General features: G+C 56.6%; 20 protein-coding genes. 10 read left to right on the top strand and 10 right to left on the bottom strand.

The genetic code is table 11. From position 1 onward, the window contains the following. Positions 1-19: 19 nt before the first annotated feature. The 3 genes from ABLN87_RS00320 to ABLN87_RS00310 are packed head-to-tail and all read left to right on the top strand — an operon-like array spanning position 20 to position 2,150. Positions 20-877: a DUF692 domain-containing protein gene (locus ABLN87_RS00320; protein ID WP_353006260.1), complete on the top strand. Its 858-nt coding sequence runs from the start codon at positions 20-22 to the stop codon at positions 875-877. Beyond that, positions 874-1,635 carry a DNA-binding domain-containing protein gene (locus tag ABLN87_RS00315; protein WP_353006258.1) on the top strand — a complete coding sequence of 254 codons (762 nt, stop codon included), beginning with the start codon at positions 874-876 and terminating at the stop codon, positions 1,633-1,635. Before ABLN87_RS00320 ends, ABLN87_RS00315 begins: the two co-directional genes overlap by 4 nt. Further along, positions 1,632-2,150, top strand: coding sequence for a DoxX family protein (locus ABLN87_RS00310; RefSeq protein ID WP_353006255.1), 519 nt, complete (start codon positions 1,632-1,634; stop codon positions 2,148-2,150). The genes ABLN87_RS00315 and ABLN87_RS00310 overlap by 4 nt, the downstream gene beginning before the upstream one ends. A gap of 1 nt (position 2,151) precedes the next feature. Here the strand turns inward: ABLN87_RS00310 and ABLN87_RS00305 are convergent, their stop codons facing one another. Both ABLN87_RS00305 and ABLN87_RS00300 read right to left on the bottom strand, forming a co-directional pair. Further along, a complete protein-coding gene (locus tag ABLN87_RS00305) occupies positions 2,152-2,520 on the bottom strand; it encodes a hypothetical protein (RefSeq protein WP_170530753.1) in 369 nt (122 codons plus the stop codon). A 41-nt stretch (positions 2,521-2,561) separates the two neighbouring features. Then, positions 2,562-2,879, bottom strand: coding sequence for an ArsC/Spx/MgsR family protein (locus ABLN87_RS00300; RefSeq protein WP_353006252.1), 318 nt, complete (start codon positions 2,877-2,879; stop codon positions 2,562-2,564). Positions 2,880-3,093: 214 nt separating this feature from the next. Between ABLN87_RS00300 and ABLN87_RS00295 the strand changes: the two genes are divergently transcribed. After that, entirely contained in the window at positions 3,094-3,300 is a 207-nt protein-coding gene (locus ABLN87_RS00295) for a cold-shock protein (protein ID WP_170475872.1), read from the top strand. Positions 3,301-3,385: 85 nt separating this feature from the next. Here ABLN87_RS00295 and ABLN87_RS00290 read toward each other — a convergent pair whose 3' ends face one another. Continuing rightward, the gene (locus ABLN87_RS00290) at positions 3,386-3,694 is read right to left on the bottom strand and encodes a hypothetical protein (RefSeq protein ID WP_353006250.1); all 309 of its coding nucleotides are present in this window, start codon (positions 3,692-3,694) and stop codon (positions 3,386-3,388) included. Positions 3,695-3,750: 56 nt separating this feature from the next. Beyond that, a complete protein-coding gene (thyX, locus tag ABLN87_RS00285) occupies positions 3,751-4,662 on the bottom strand; it encodes an FAD-dependent thymidylate synthase (RefSeq protein ID WP_353006248.1) in 912 nt (303 codons plus the stop codon). 177 nt (positions 4,663-4,839) lie between these two features. Between thyX and ABLN87_RS00280 the strand changes: the two genes are divergently transcribed. Continuing rightward, positions 4,840-5,268: a VOC family protein gene (locus ABLN87_RS00280; protein WP_170530760.1), complete on the top strand. Its 429-nt coding sequence runs from the start codon at positions 4,840-4,842 to the stop codon at positions 5,266-5,268. Beyond that, entirely contained in the window at positions 5,265-6,068 is an 804-nt protein-coding gene (locus ABLN87_RS00275) for a DUF1194 domain-containing protein (protein ID WP_353006245.1), read from the top strand. Before ABLN87_RS00280 ends, ABLN87_RS00275 begins: the two co-directional genes overlap by 4 nt. On the opposite strand, the gene ABLN87_RS00270 is transcribed toward ABLN87_RS00275, so the two are convergent. From ABLN87_RS00270 to ABLN87_RS00260, 3 genes are all read right to left on the bottom strand, one after another. After that, positions 6,007-6,504 carry a MarR family winged helix-turn-helix transcriptional regulator gene (locus ABLN87_RS00270; protein WP_353006243.1) on the bottom strand — a complete coding sequence of 166 codons (498 nt, stop codon included), beginning with the start codon at positions 6,502-6,504 and terminating at the stop codon, positions 6,007-6,009. The genes ABLN87_RS00275 and ABLN87_RS00270 overlap by 62 nt on opposite strands. 72 nt (positions 6,505-6,576) lie before the next feature. Beyond that, complete coding sequence (locus ABLN87_RS00265; protein ID WP_353006241.1) at positions 6,577-6,840, bottom strand: succinate dehydrogenase assembly factor 2; 264 nt, start codon at positions 6,838-6,840, stop codon at positions 6,577-6,579. Further along, on the bottom strand, positions 6,837-7,229 hold the full coding sequence (locus tag ABLN87_RS00260) for a helix-turn-helix domain-containing protein (protein WP_353006239.1): 393 nt from the start codon (positions 7,227-7,229) through the stop codon (positions 6,837-6,839). The genes ABLN87_RS00265 and ABLN87_RS00260 overlap by 4 nt, the downstream gene beginning before the upstream one ends. A 90-nt stretch (positions 7,230-7,319) precedes the next feature. On the opposite strand from ABLN87_RS00260, the gene ABLN87_RS00255 reads away from it, so the two are divergent. Further along, positions 7,320-8,522: a pyridoxal phosphate-dependent aminotransferase gene (locus ABLN87_RS00255; protein ID WP_353008354.1), complete on the top strand. Its 1,203-nt coding sequence runs from the start codon at positions 7,320-7,322 to the stop codon at positions 8,520-8,522. A 12-nt stretch (positions 8,523-8,534) separates the two neighbouring features. Next, positions 8,535-8,936 carry a hypothetical protein gene (locus ABLN87_RS00250; RefSeq protein WP_353006236.1) on the top strand — a complete coding sequence of 134 codons (402 nt, stop codon included), beginning with the start codon at positions 8,535-8,537 and terminating at the stop codon, positions 8,934-8,936. Positions 8,937-8,939: 3 nt separating this feature from the next. Here ABLN87_RS00250 and ABLN87_RS00245 read toward each other — a convergent pair whose 3' ends face one another. Then, a complete protein-coding gene (locus ABLN87_RS00245) occupies positions 8,940-10,304 on the bottom strand; it encodes an MATE family efflux transporter (RefSeq protein WP_353008353.1) in 1,365 nt (454 codons plus the stop codon). 122 nt (positions 10,305-10,426) lie between these two features. After that, positions 10,427-11,347, bottom strand: a complete 921-nt coding sequence (gene ppk2 / locus ABLN87_RS00240; protein WP_353006234.1) for a polyphosphate kinase 2 — start codon at positions 11,345-11,347, stop codon at positions 10,427-10,429. Positions 11,348-11,470: 123 nt separating this feature from the next. Here ppk2 and ABLN87_RS00235 point away from each other — a divergent pair, with 123 nt between their 5' ends. Continuing rightward, on the top strand, positions 11,471-12,346 hold the full coding sequence (locus ABLN87_RS00235) for an alpha/beta fold hydrolase (RefSeq protein WP_353006232.1): 876 nt from the start codon (positions 11,471-11,473) through the stop codon (positions 12,344-12,346). A gap of 4 nt (positions 12,347-12,350) precedes the next feature. Here the strand turns inward: ABLN87_RS00235 and ABLN87_RS00230 are convergent, their stop codons facing one another. Beyond that, positions 12,351-12,959, bottom strand: coding sequence for a carboxymuconolactone decarboxylase family protein (locus ABLN87_RS00230; RefSeq protein WP_353006230.1), 609 nt, complete (start codon positions 12,957-12,959; stop codon positions 12,351-12,353). A gap of 167 nt (positions 12,960-13,126) precedes the next feature. Here ABLN87_RS00230 and ABLN87_RS00225 point away from each other — a divergent pair, with 167 nt between their 5' ends. Next, positions 13,127-14,119, top strand: coding sequence for a Hint domain-containing protein (locus ABLN87_RS00225; protein ID WP_353006228.1), 993 nt, complete (start codon positions 13,127-13,129; stop codon positions 14,117-14,119). The last annotated feature ends 132 nt before the right edge of the window (positions 14,120-14,251 follow it).

Genomic DNA, 14,251 nt, shown 5'->3' with positions numbered 1-14,251 from the left:
GATCAGAAGGAGCGTGCAAATGCTGGATGATGCCCTCAGATCCAATCGTCTGCCCGCAGCGCCAGGTGTTGGTTACAAACCACAGCATTTTTCGCAAATACTGGAGCACGCCCAACCTGTCGCCTGGCTTGAAGTTCATGCCGAAAACTACATGGGAGACGGCGGCCGCCCATTGGCTCAGCTGCGCCATCTTGCAGAACAATTTCCGATCTCCGTTCACGGCGTTGGCTTGTCCATCGGTGGCGAAAGCCCGCTAGACCCCGATCATCTGGCCCGGCTCAAACATCTCGTCGGTTGGCTGAGCCCCGCCAGCTTCTCTGAACATCTGGCCTGGTCGACCCATGACAGCCATTTCTTCAACGACCTGCTGCCCCTGCCCTACACGGATGCGACGCTGGCGCGGATTTGCGCACATATTGATCAGGTGCAAGAGACAGTCGGTCGTCAGATGCTACTCGAGAATCCCTCCAGCTATCTGGCGTTCGAAGAAAGCACGTGGTCCGAACCCGATTTCCTGCGCGAGATCGCCAAGCGCACAGGCTGTGGCTTGTTGCTGGATGTGAACAACGTCTTTGTCTCGGCCACCAATCTGGATTTCTCACCTCAAGGCTACATTGATGCCTATCCACTTGATCAGGTAGGCGAAATTCACCTGGGTGGTCATGATGAGGACGAAGACGACCACGGCCATCCCCTGCTGATCGACAGCCACGGCCGCGAGGTTGTGGACCCGGTTTGGGCCCTGCTGGACCATGTGCTGGAACGATCAGGCCCCAAACCTGTTTTGGTTGAGTGGGATACAGATGTCCCCGATTGGCCTGTGCTGCGCGCGGAAGCTGAACGCGCGCAATCCGCATTGGAGCGGGTCCCTGCATGAGCGTTTCGCAAACCGAATTTCATGCGGCCTTGCTGGATGCAAAAGCACCAGTGCCCAAGGGTTTGATGGATGCTTACGATCAGTCTGCGGGCCGCCGGTTCAGCGTCTATCGTAACAATGTCGCGGTATCGCTGACCGAGGCGATGCATCAGGCATTTCCTGTTATCACCAAGCTGCTGGGCACTCAGAATATGGACGGGCTGTCCGGGATTTTTCTGCGCCAGCACCCTCCGACCTCGCCGTTGATGATGTTTTATGGTGAGGTGTTTCCCGACTTTCTGGCCAACATGCCGCAGCTGTCTCATCTGGCTTACCTGCCCGATGTGGCCCGGTTAGAACTGGCGCTGCGCCGGTCCTACCACGCCGCAGACAGCCAACCTGCGCCCGCGGATGCACTGGCTGTCTCACCCGAAGAGATCATGCGCGCCCGTTTGGAATTCGCACCTTCGATGCAGGTCATCCGGTCGGATTGGCCTATTCATGCGATCTGGCGCTTCAACACTGAGGCTGACGCGCCCAAGCCCTCAACCGGGGCCGAGGATGTGCTGATCACCCGACCAGAGTACGATCCGGCCCCTCACCTGCTGCCGCAGGGCGGCGCAGATTGGATTGCCTACATACAATCAGGGGACACCATCGGCGAAGCATTCGAAAAAGCCGCCGCTGACACTCTGGACTTTGATCTTGGACCCACGCTGGCATTGCTGTTGCAAGGCGGTGCCATAACTTCTGTGACTATCGAAAGGCTGGAATCATGACTGCCCTGATCTCAATCCACAACAACGTTCTGGGCAAGGCGGACCATGCGTCCGGCTGGCTGACACCCACGCTTGCGCGGCTGGTCTTTATCGCTGTGCTGCTGGTCTACTATTGGAACTCGGCCATGCTAAAGATCGATGGGTCGATCTTTTCACCATCCAGCGGAGCATTTGGACAGATATTCCCCAAAGCGGCCGAGGCTGTTTTGTGGGACGTCACGCAGATGACCTTGTACCAACGTGTCGTGGTTTTCCTTGGGACCGTGGCCGAGTTTGTTCTGCCCGCCTTGTTGCTGGTCGGCCTGTTCACGCGTTTGGCTGCCCTGGGTATGATTGGCTTTGTCTGGGTTCAGACGCTGGTCGATGTGACCGGCCATGGCGTGAAACTGGGCAGCCTGTTCAACGCAGCCCCGGACATTCTGGACCAGCGGGTTTTGTGGACCTTCCTGTTCCTCGTGATCGTACTCAACGGCGCGGGCCCTCTGTCGCTGGATCGCCTGTTGAAGCTGAAATGAGCTAGAAATGCGCCTTGGGTTCGTCCGGTTTTCCAGCGGCGAGCCCAAGCACCCCGGCAACGCCTGCAAACGCAATCGGGAACATGGTGAAGACACCAAACCCAAACGCATAATACATCCCCGCAGCTGAAACCAACAGCAAGATGCCTGCGATCAGAGCACGCGCATGGGCCATCGCGCCCCCTGCGATCGCTAGCAAAGGCGCAACGATCGAGGCCGTTTGGATCAAACCGGGGTTATCGACCTGCTCGGCGATGCCATCGATATCGCCGAAATGCTTGATCGCCTCGACATACCCGTACCCGAAGAACCCAACAATCATCCCGATCAAACCGGCGATGACACCCAAAATCATTGCGGCGTTTCGCATAAACTATCCTCGCAGTTGCGTCAGATCAGATAAGCATCCGATCAGGCGACGCCAAGCGTTGACCGCGTTTCAGCTGTCCAACCCAACGTCAACGAACCATCTTTTTCAATCAGTGGACGTTTCATCAGGGTCGGATGTTCCTTCAACAACTCCATTGCCGGGCGGGAACGCTGCGCATCCTCCAAACCACGCCAGGTTGTCGAACGGGTGTTGAGCAAAGCCTCGCCGAACGTGGCAAGAGCCTGCGACAGCAGATTTTCCGGAACGCCATCTGCGCGCACATCCACAAACTCAGCATTAGGAAGTGATTTCAAGGCCTTGCGGCACGTGTCACAATTTTTCAGCCCATAAAGACGCATGTTTGTCCTGCTTCGGTATTTGTTTCAATTTTAGGCGAACCAACCGGTTTCCAGCGGTTATTCTTGATTTTTTACTTCACCGTGCAATGTTGAAAAAGGTGAAACATGCAAAATCGGCTGTCGTCAGCATTGGAAACAGCCTGCTTTTGCGGTTCTGCCAACCACCGCCCCACCCATTTGTGGGACAATGCGAAAGTAGAAGGAGACACGGGAGATGCCAACTGGCACCGTGAAATGGTTCAATACCACCAAAGGCTATGGGTTTATTGCCCCCGACGAAGGGGGCAAAGATGTGTTTGTGCATATCTCGGCCGTAGAACGGTCCGGCCTGACCGGACTCGCAGACAATCAGAAAGTCGCGTACGAGTTGCAGGACGGACGTGACGGCCGCCAGATGGCAGCTGATTTGAAACCGTTGTAACGACGCCCCCGCCCCACGCGGGGTTTTCCAATTAAGGTTGGCGGCCAATTTCCGGCCGTCACCCGCCCCCTATCCGGCAAATGCCCTATCCCCGTGCTGGCTTATCCTCAGCATGCGAATACCAGTCTTGTCCCATCGCAACGATGCAGGAAGTTCCGGTGGCATAGGTCACAACCATGGTCCAGTCGCCCCGATCACTGCTCCAGACCTCCATAATCTGTTCAGGCCCACGCATACCCGTTGCCACACGCTCGGACCGAAATTGCCCCTTGAGCTTCTCATGCAGCCGTTGGGTCGGCTCGCATAACACTTCGGCAATCGGGGATTTGGCCTGAGCGGGCACAGCCAGCGAGAAGGTAAGGCCCAAAACGGAAAGAAACGAAGCATAGATCATGAAATCAAAGTAACAGTTTCATGACGGCCTGTATAGACAACCGCTATGCTTTTGAATCAGTTTTCCTTGATAATGGCCTCGAATTCACGCCATTCCCGCGCAGTCATGCCAGAGCTTTCCTGAGTGACGCTTTCGCCTGCCAGCATCCGGCGCAAGCTGTCGACCATCTGAGCGGACAGGTTCACCGCGCCAAGGCGGTAATCTTCGAAGGCCCGATAGGCGAATGGCACCCAATCGGCCACGATCTTGCACATGGTATCGGCATAAACCCGGATCTCATACTGTGCATGCGGATCGGCGCGCAGGCGCAGGAAATGGAACAGGTTGTGCAGATCAACCTTCCAGTACCACTGCGTATAGATGTTGGCCGGCAAGTTCATCCGCGCCAATTCACGCGCCAACCCCTGCTGGCCGTCCTGGCTGATCATCGCCTCATAATTGTCATAGCAGCGGGTGCTGTCAGCCTTGAGCATTTCCAGAACCCGTGCGGCCTCTTCCCCTTCCAGAGTTGATCCACGGCCTTGATTATTCACTTCTGACTGCGCGGCGACATGCTCGGGCGCGGGGATGTAAAACTCACGATCCAGAATAGAATAGCGCGCCGAGTATTCGTTCACATTGGCGGTCCGGTGACGAATCCACTGGCGCGCGACAAAAACCGGAAGTTTGACGTGCAGCTTTACCTCGCACATCTCGAACGGGGTCGAATGCCAATGCCGCATCAGATAGCGGATCAGACCTTCGTCATTCTGAACCGACTTCGTGCCCTTGCCATAAGACACGCGCGCCGCCTGACAGATGGCCGCATCATCGCCCATATAGTCGATGACGCGGACAAACCCGTGATCCAGCACCTGATGCGCAGTATACAGGTGATCTTCCATCCCCGTTGCAACGACACGGCGTGTTTGATGCGATTGCGTGCGCTGCGCTTCGATCTCGGCCTGTTGGTCGGCAGACAGGGGCATGAAAACTTCCTTTCGATACTGAGTCGCCTGCCACTATATATCGACAGGTCATCCGCTGGAACCGCAGGATATGGCCTGATGCACGGTTTTTCGGAATTGTGTTCCCCGCCCCCTCGACACGTCCCGGCAGCGCGCTAAGCTGAGAGCGAACTCATTCAAAAAAGAAGGATTGCCGAGATGGGGCTGACATATCTTCACACCATGGTTCGCGTGAAGGATCTTGAGAAATCCATGGCGTTCTATGAACTGCTTGGCCTGAAGGAAACCCGCCGGTACGAAAGCGAACAGGGCCGGTTCACCCTCATTTTCTTGGCACCGCCGGGGCAAGAAGATCGACCGATTGAGCTGACTTACAATTGGGATGGTGACGACGCATTGCCGAGCGACAGCCGCCACTTTGGCCACCTCGCCTACGGCGTCGACGATATCTATGCGACCTGCCAGCATCTTCAGGACAATGGGGTGGTCATCAACCGTCCGCCGCGTGACGGGCGCATGGCTTTTGTCCGCTCGCCGGACAATATCTCGGTTGAGTTGCTGCAAAACGGCGACGCGTTGGAACCGGCAGAGCCCTGGGCCAGCATGGAAAGTACCGGGCACTGGTGATCCGCACCCTTATAGCACTAGGTCTGGCCGCCCTGGCCAGCCCCGTTCAGGCAGAGCGCTGCCGTCTGGCGCTGGCGTTGGCGCTGGATATCTCTGTTTCGGTGGATGAGGCAGAAGACGCTCTGCAACGGCAAGGCTTGGCGGCCGCCCTACTCGCCCCCGAGGTTCATGACGCCTTCTTTTCGTCGCCGATGCCGGTCGCGCTTTCAGTCTATGAATGGAGTGGGCGGTCCGTCCAACATATCATCATGGATTGGCGGATGATCGAAAACAGTGGCGATGTTCTGGCCGCCGCAACACAAATCAGTCAATCCCAGCGGTCGGACACCCAATCCGCCACTGCGATGGGATACGCATTGGCCTTTGGCGCCGCCTTGTTGGAACGGGCACCCACTTGCCTATTCAAGACCATTGATCTGTCGGGGGACGGATCGAACAATGACGGCTATGGCCCACAAAACGCCTATCGGCACTTCCCATTCAGTGATGTCGTGGTCAACGGGCTGGTCATCAATGCAGCAGATTTTGAAGGCGAGCTGTTCCTGATCCCGTTCTTCGAAAACAATGTTTTGCACGGGCCGGGCGCGTTTCTGGAAGTAGCGCAGGGTTTCGAGGATTTCGAGCGCGCTATGCGCAGAAAGCTGGAACGCGAGCTCAGCGGTTTACAACTCGGAGGTCTTCCTTCGACTAACCCAGCACATGATCTGACGCACCCTCCAGAAAACAAATCTTCGCGTATCAGTAGATATAGCGAATCTGGTCCGTCCAGTACCGCTCAACCCGGCGCAGTGATCCAGTAATATCTTCGATCCCCTCTTGCGCCAGCACACCACGGCTTTGCAACCCGTCCGCATGGCGCGCAAAAAGCTCAGATACGATATCCCGGATTTCCCGACCGCGTGGCGTCAGCCGCACCCGGACAGAGCGACGGTCGATTTCACACCTCTGGTGGTGCATATACCCCATCTCAACCAGCTTTTTCAGGTTATAGCTGACATTGCTGCCCTGATAGTATCCGCGGCTTTTCAACTCGCCCGCCGTCACTTCATGATCGCCGATATTGAACAATAGCAGCGCCTGAACGGCGTTGATTTCCAGCACCCCGACCCGCTCGAACTCATCCTTGATCACGTCCAAAAGCAGCCGGTGCAGCCGTTCGACAAGCGCCAACGCCTCAAGGTAGCTGGTCATGAACCCTTTGGCGCCCGATGCCGAGACCTGCAATTCCATACTCATCCGACCCTCCGATTCAGTCGCGTTCTTTCCGCCACGATGAACCGAAATCCCGAAAAATCAGTTAAGCTGGAATTATCCTTCCTTTTGAAAGGTCTGAGCGATGTCAGCGATCAAGTCGGACAGCGCGTCGGGAGGAGGGACCTGCCCAGTCACCCATTGATACAGGTCTTGATCGTTTTCGTTCAGTAAGGCGTCATACTGATCCAGACCCGCCACATCCATCGTGTCCAGATTACGATCAGCATAGGCTGACAGGATCAAATCCATCTCTTTGATACCCCGCCGCATCGACCGCATTTTCATGCGTTTGATGCGAATATCGCGCGCCTCGGTCATTGGCCTGCTTCCAGCATCAGCCGCAGCTTTTTTTCCAGCCGCGCGGCGCGTTCCGAACAGGCGCGCATTTCGCCGCGAATTGCGCGCAGCTCGGCGACGGCTCCGGCAATATCCAGATTATTGCTATCTGCATCTACGGGCGCGTCCATGCCTTCGCCTTCGCCAGTCAGCAACCATCTGATCGACACGTTCACCATGCCCGCCATCATCGACAGACGGTTTGCGCGCGGCTCGGACAGGTCATTTTCCCAATCAACAATCGTCGATTTCTTGACACCCAGCCTCCGGGCCAGTTCCGCCTGGTTCATCCCAGCAGCCTCTCGCGCGCCGGCCAACCGATCCCCAAATGTCGCCGCGTCTGGTCCAAACCAATCGTATTCGTCGTTCATTCAGGTCTCCGCTTTCCGATTTCATATCGCTTGATCGTCCTTCGGGCGCACCCTATGACAGTCAGGCTGAACATACAAACCGAGGCCGCCATGAGTTTCCTGTCTGCGACATTGTCCCGCGTCAAACCTTCCCCAACGATTGCGATGACAGCCAAGGCGGCCGAGCTGAAAGCCGCCGGGCGTGACATCATCGGCCTGAGCGCAGGTGAGCCGGATTTCGACACACCCCAAAACATCAAGGACGCCGCTGTTGCGGCCATAGCGGCGGGCAAAACGAAATACACCGCACCTGACGGCATCCCCGAGTTGAAACAGGCCGTCTGCGCCAAGATGAAACGTGATCACGGGCTCGACTACACTCCCGCACAGGTTTCGGTGGGTACGGGTGGCAAACAGACGTTGTATAACGCGCTGATGGCAACCCTGAACGAGGGGGATGAGGTCGTCATTCCTGCCCCCTACTGGGTCAGCTATCCAGATATGGTTCTGCTGGCGGGCGGAACTCCGGTGATTGCGGAAACTTCGCTTCAGACAAATTTCAAGCTGACTGCCGATCAACTTGAGGCTGCTATTACACCCAAAACAAAATGGCTGATCTTCAACTCTCCGTCGAACCCGACGGGTGCGGGTTACAGCCACGCGGAGTTGAAAGAGCTTACCGATGTTCTGTTGCGTCACCCTCATGTCTGGGTGATGACCGACGATATGTACGAACATCTGGCCTATGACGGGTTTGAATTCTGCACTCCTGCACAAGTCGAGCCCAAGCTTTACGACCGCACGCTTACCTGCAATGGCGTATCCAAGGCCTATGCCATGACAGGGTGGCGGATCGGCTATGCCGCCGGGCCTGAGGCCCTGATCGCGGCGATGCGCAAGGTACAGTCGCAATCCACCTCGAACCCCTGTTCGATCAGCCAATGGGCCGCGGTCGAGGCGTTGAACGGTACACAGGATTTCCTGGCCCCCAATAACGTGACCTTCAAACGCCGTCGCGATCTGGTTGTCGATATGCTGAACGCCATCGACGGCATCAGTTGCCCCACCCCGGAAGGTGCCTTTTATGTTTACCCGTCCATCGCGGGACTGATCGGCAAGACAACCCCTGCCGGGACGGTGATTGAAAACGACGAAGCCTTTGCAACAGCTCTGCTGGAAGAGGCCGACGTCGCGGTGGTGTTTGGCGCGGCATTTGGCCTGTCACCCAATTTCCGGGTCAGCTACGCGACCTCAGATGAGGCCTTGAAAGAGGCCTGCACCCGCATTCAGCGCTTTTGCGCGGCTCTGACCTGAACGGAGACCTTCATGACGGCCGAACTGCCCGAATACTACTTTCGTGTCCGCGAGAATGGTGCGGCTGTGTTCAAGGTCGACACCGAAAACCGCCAGCGGCGGATTGAGATGGACCAGATCGCGGTGATCAACATCCGCAACGGCGAGGTCAAGCCACATGGTCAGCGTAGCCTGACCGATTCAGACAAGGCTGAGATCACACGATGGATGGAGGATCGCAAGGCCCTTCTGGCCCAGCGTGACATAGATGATATTCACCGGGCGGTTGATTATCTGAACGTGACAACTCAATGGGCACAGTCCAAAGCCACCGACGAACAGTTAGACGATGTCACCGACCGGCTTTTGATGGCGATGCACGATCTGCGGTCTGTGCTGGTTCGGAAAAAGGCAGATCGACTGGAAAAGGGCTAACAGTTACTCAGCCGGAACACCCACTTCACGCACGGATCGCATCCAGAACCGCGCCATCAGCAGTATGGCTGCACATGCAAGTCCCAGAACCAGGCCCATCCACACGCCAATGCCATCCATGCCTCGGACAAAACCAAAGTAATAGGAAGATGGCAGGCCAACGACCCAGTAGCTCAGCCCGGCCATCACCATCGGAACCTTGGCATCCTGCAAGCCACGCAGCAGGCCCAGCGCAATGACCTGAGCGCCATCGACCAGTTGAAACAGCGCTGCCATGGCAAGCAATCCAGTTCCGATAGCCAGGATCTGGCCACGCTGTGGGTCGTCAGATTCCATAAACAGCGAAATCAAAGGCTCGGCACAGGTGAGGAACAGGATCACCGTCAAAACGGACATAACCAGTGACATGATGGTCACCGCGATTGCGCCTTTTTCAAGATGTGCACGATCTCGCCGCCCCAGAGCATTGCCAGCCCGAATGGTAGCCGCGTTCGATAGACCCAGATGCACCATGAAAGTGGCCGATGCGAGGTTCAAAGCAATCCCATGCGCCGCCAGAGGCACTTGACCTAGCCATCCCATCATGACCGCTGAGGTCGCGAACAACGTGACTTCGGCCAGAGTTGTCAGACCGATCGGTACGCCAAGGCGCAGAACGCTTCCAAACATCTCCCAATCCGGGCGCCAGAAACGTTGGAACAGGTTGTATTGCGGCAAAACGTAAACCGCATAGGCAACAACCGCGACCAGCGACACAATCTGCGTGACCACTGATGCAATGGCCGCGCCCATCACCCCAAGCTCTGGCGCGCCCCAGTTCCCGAAAATCAAGGCATAGTTGGTCACGCCATTCACAAGGGCAGCAACAACTGTGATCCACAGGACAATCTGGGTGCGTTCCAGCGCCGCCAAATAAGATTTCAACACCATGACCAACAGCGCCGGGAACAGGCCCCACCCTGCCACACGCAGGTATTGTGCCGCTGTTTCTGCTACTTGTGGCTCTTGTCTCAAAGCGATCAGGATCGGATAGGACCACCACAGCAACGGCATAACAAGCGCCGCATAGAGCAATGACAACCACAAGCCCATGCGCGTCGAACGGCGGATGCTGGTTTCATCCTCTTCCGCTGCGGCCGTTGCAACCATCGGCATCACCGCCCAGCCAAACCCGGCCCCAAACAGGAACAGAACAAAGAAATAGCTGCTGGCTAGTGTCACCGCCGCTAGGGCCTCGACCCCGTACCAGCCCAGCATGACAGTATCGGTCAAACCGATCGCAAACTGTGCCAGATGCCCGCCGATCAACGGCAAGCCCAGCACAGCGATGGCCTTGAAATGGGCCGGATATGTCATCACCTTGTTCATCCGACCAGCCATATGCGCGGCCCGAAGCCGGGGCAAGAGCGGATCAGATAAATATCGTCATGAGACTTATTCGCTGACGTATGTCTGTGGGCTGCACAACCTCAGAACTTAGTTCTCTAAGGTCAAGTGCTGGGATGCAGCGAAGCGCCCAGAATATGTTCGGACTGGTGAATCACGTGATGGGCCTGCCCGACGATTAGCGGGTCAGGCTCACCAACGATCGCTTCGTTTTTCTCGGGGTAGTCAAGCGACGCCAGAAAGTGGCGCATGCAATTCAGTCGCGCGCGTTTCTTGTCGTTCGATTTGACAATGGTCCAGGGCGCATCGGCAGTGTCTGTATAGAAGAACATCGCCTCTTTCGCCTCGGTATAGTCGTCCCACTTGTCCAGGCTGGCCTTGTCGATGGGCGACAACTTCCACTGTTTCAACGGATCGGTTTCGCGGCTTTTGAACCGGCGTTGTTGTTCATCCTGCGTGACCGAGAACCAGTATTTGTACAGCTGAATACCCGACCGGACCAGCATCCGCTCAAGATCCGGTGTCTGGCGCATGAATTCTAAATATTCATTGGGCGAGCAGAACCCCATCACACGTTCGACCCCGGCCCGGTTGTACCAGGACCGATCATAGAAGACCATTTCCCCGACCGTCGGCAACTCCTGGACATAGCGTTGATAGTACCACTGACCTTTTTCTTCCCAGGTGGGTTTGTTCAATGCCACAACACGCGCCTGTCGCGGGTTCAAATGCTCCATGAACCGCTTGATCGTGCCGCCCTTGCCAGCCGCATCGCGCCCTTCGAATAACAGCACGAACCGCTGCCCCGTCTCCTGCGCCCAATGCTGTACTTTCAGCAGTTCCGCCTGCAACATTGCCTTCTGCGCCTCGTAGTCCTTACGCGCCATCTTGTGTGCGTAGGGATATCTGCCGCTTTCAAACGCCAGGCGGATTTTATCGTGACAGGGCTGAGCAGTTTCCTGATCAGGCTTTGGCACGATTTTGACAGAAGATTGCTTTTCTTCGCGTGCTGCTACAGCGTCCATGTAGTGTTTCCTTTCCCTCGTTGTTCCGGCACGGCTAGCAGAAAGCGTCGAATTGCGCTTTGATCGGCATCAAATAGATATGAGGAAAACCCATCATATCGCTGTTCAACAATCGGGGTAGAAATGGACACGGAATTCGCGGACCTGAACGGCCACCCCTTCCTATTGCGTCACTGGGGTGAAAGCGACAAATCACCATTGCTGATGTTGCATGGGTTTCCGGAATACGGCGGGGCTTGGAGCGATATGGCCCCGCACCTATCCCACCGCTTTCATTGCATCGCCCCAGACCAGCGCGGTTACGGGCAAAGCTGGTGCCCCGAGGGTGTTGGCAACTACACCTTGTCCCTGTTGGTGTCAGATATGGCAGCTTTGATCGAACAGCTTGGCGGGCCGGTCTGTGTGATGGGCCACGATTGGGGCGCATCGGTGGCCTATGGACTGGCAATGTTCCGACCCGATCTGGTCAGCCGGCTGATTATCGCAAACGGCGTCCACCCCGTGCCGTTCCAACGCGCCATGGCGGCAGGTGGCGCGCAATCTAAAGCCTCAGCCTATATCAACGACCTACGTGCGCCCGACGCAGCGCAGCGGTTTTCCGCAGATAACTTTGCGCGCCTGGAACGTTTCTTTCGGTTTGGTATGGGGCTGGACTGGTTGTCTGATGCGCGGAAGCAGGACTATCGCACTGAATGGGCGCGCCCCGGTCGGATTGAGGCGATGCTGAACTGGTATCGCGCCTCACCGCTTGTGGTCGCTGACCCCGGCAAACCTCGCGCTGACCTGCCCGAACTGCCCCTGGATCGCTTACAGGTCCAGTGTCCACATCTGTTGCTCTGGGGGGCAGATGATAAAGCGTTATTGCCCGAAGCGACGGCCGGGCTCGAGGCTTTTGCCCCTGACCTGACCCGCATCGATATCCCCGGCACCGATCACTGGCTGCATCACCAGCGGCCTAAGGTTGTTGCCCGGGCCATACTGGATTGGATCGCGGACTGAGCCCCTAGGTATGGCCCCAGTCTTCGGGGTCATCCGAGTTGTTTGGAGATAACCCGAGTACATCGCCATCGGTCGAGCAGCCCAGCCCCAAAACCGTCCGGTTGGCGTAAGAGAAGTAAGCGCAGACCTGATTGATTTCTAGGATTTCACCATCCTCCCACCCGGCGTCGCGCAGGGCAATCACATCCGCTTCTACCATGGCCCCCGGCTCTTCGGTCAGTTTCCGGGCATAGTGCATCGCAGCAATCTGAGCCGTGTCCAAAGGCGCCTCTTCGACGCGCCGCGCCTCAATCGCTGCACGGATAGCGTCCCCGCGCGGCGTATCGCGCAACAGTCGCTGCAAACCGCTGAAATGATGTTCAACGCAATAACCGCAGCGATTGAGAGAACTGACCCAAACGCCCAAAACCTCAAGAAACCACTTTGGAACCGTGTTTCCGGAATGATGCAACACGGTCTTGTATATCGCCATATGGCCTTCCATCGAATGCGGGCGCAGGGAATGCACCATCATGATGTTATCCACATTGTTGTTTGGTCCGGTCACACGGTCGTAGAGTTTTCGCAGCCGCCCTGTGGCCTGCTCAAACGGTACGGTTTTGATCCAGCTCATATTCGCCCTGCCTCATTGGTTTCCCGGCCAGGTTATTCGTAAATCTCTGAGTTATCGAGAGAAATCGGAAATCGGTGCACTAGTATTCAACCTTATTATGTTCTGCACCTATTTCGTGTATGATGAATTTATACTTTCATTAAAGTTGTTCATCGCGAGTAAATCAGATGAAATTTGTCACGATACTCGAAATTAATGCCGACCCGTTGAGCTCGACCAATGTTACCGTCCTGAACGCGTTTCAAGTAGCAGTCATCGACAATGATGACACCTTGGAGGATCCCGACGCCGATGGCGGCGCTCAGCTGGATGTTTCAGGCGTCCCTGGCTTTATAGGCAACTCGACCAACTTTCAGACCTTTGAGACCTATAGCGGCACTGTTGGCGGATCGCCGGTCACCTTCACGCTGCTCCAGTTTTCGAATCCACAATACATCATCGTCACATCTGGCAACGCAAATGTCGGCGATACAATCGCAAACACCAACAACACCATCGTCACCGCTCCGCCCGTTGACTACGACACACTGCCCTCCTTTGTCTGCTTTACTGCTGGGTCTTTGATCCTGACCCCATCCGGCGAACAGCGCATTGAAACCCTCAGGCCCGGGGACCCCGTCATCGTCGCAGACGGCAGCAGCCGTCCTGTGCGCTGGATCGGTCGGCGGCATCTCTCCTCGGCTGAGTTGAGGCAATCCCCAAGATTCTGCCCGATCCGCATAGGCAAAGACAGTTTATCGCCGGGATGCCCTGCACGCGACCTGCTGGTTTCCCCACAGCATCGGATCGTCGTGTCCTCTCACCAGATGCAACTGTATTTTGGCGATAGGGTGATGCTTGCGCCGGCCAAAGGGCTTGTTGACGGGCAATCTGTTACGCAGGATCCGCCAGATCAGGACGTCGAGTATATCCATATCCTGTTTGACCAACATGAGCTGGTGCAGGTCGAAGGCCTTTGGTCTGAAACCTTTTTCCCCGGGGACACCAGCCTGGATGCGATGGCCCGCGAAACCAAGCGAGAGCTTTTTGAACTGTTTCCCGAACTGATGTCCCGCGGTGGGCCCTTCGGCGAAACGGTCCTTCCGGTTTTGAAACCGCGGGAAGTGCAGATGTTGCACCCAACACTTCGTGCCCCCGCCGGAAATCCCGTCGCCTTCTAACGGTTTGACTTACACGGTTCGCGAACGCGGCCCTGTTGCTGCAAAACGGCATGACAGGGCAATTGAAGCGTGCAAATTGCACACAACACCTCGTGGCCCTCTTCCCCCGAACCACATCCCCTGCCATAATGG

The organism is Ruegeria sp. SCP10, assembly GCF_040329495.1.
GTDB lineage: Bacteria > Pseudomonadota > Alphaproteobacteria > Rhodobacterales > Rhodobacteraceae > Ruegeria.
The sequence above is the reverse complement of the archived record's forward strand: the minus strand, read 5'-3'. Positions and strand labels throughout refer to the sequence as shown.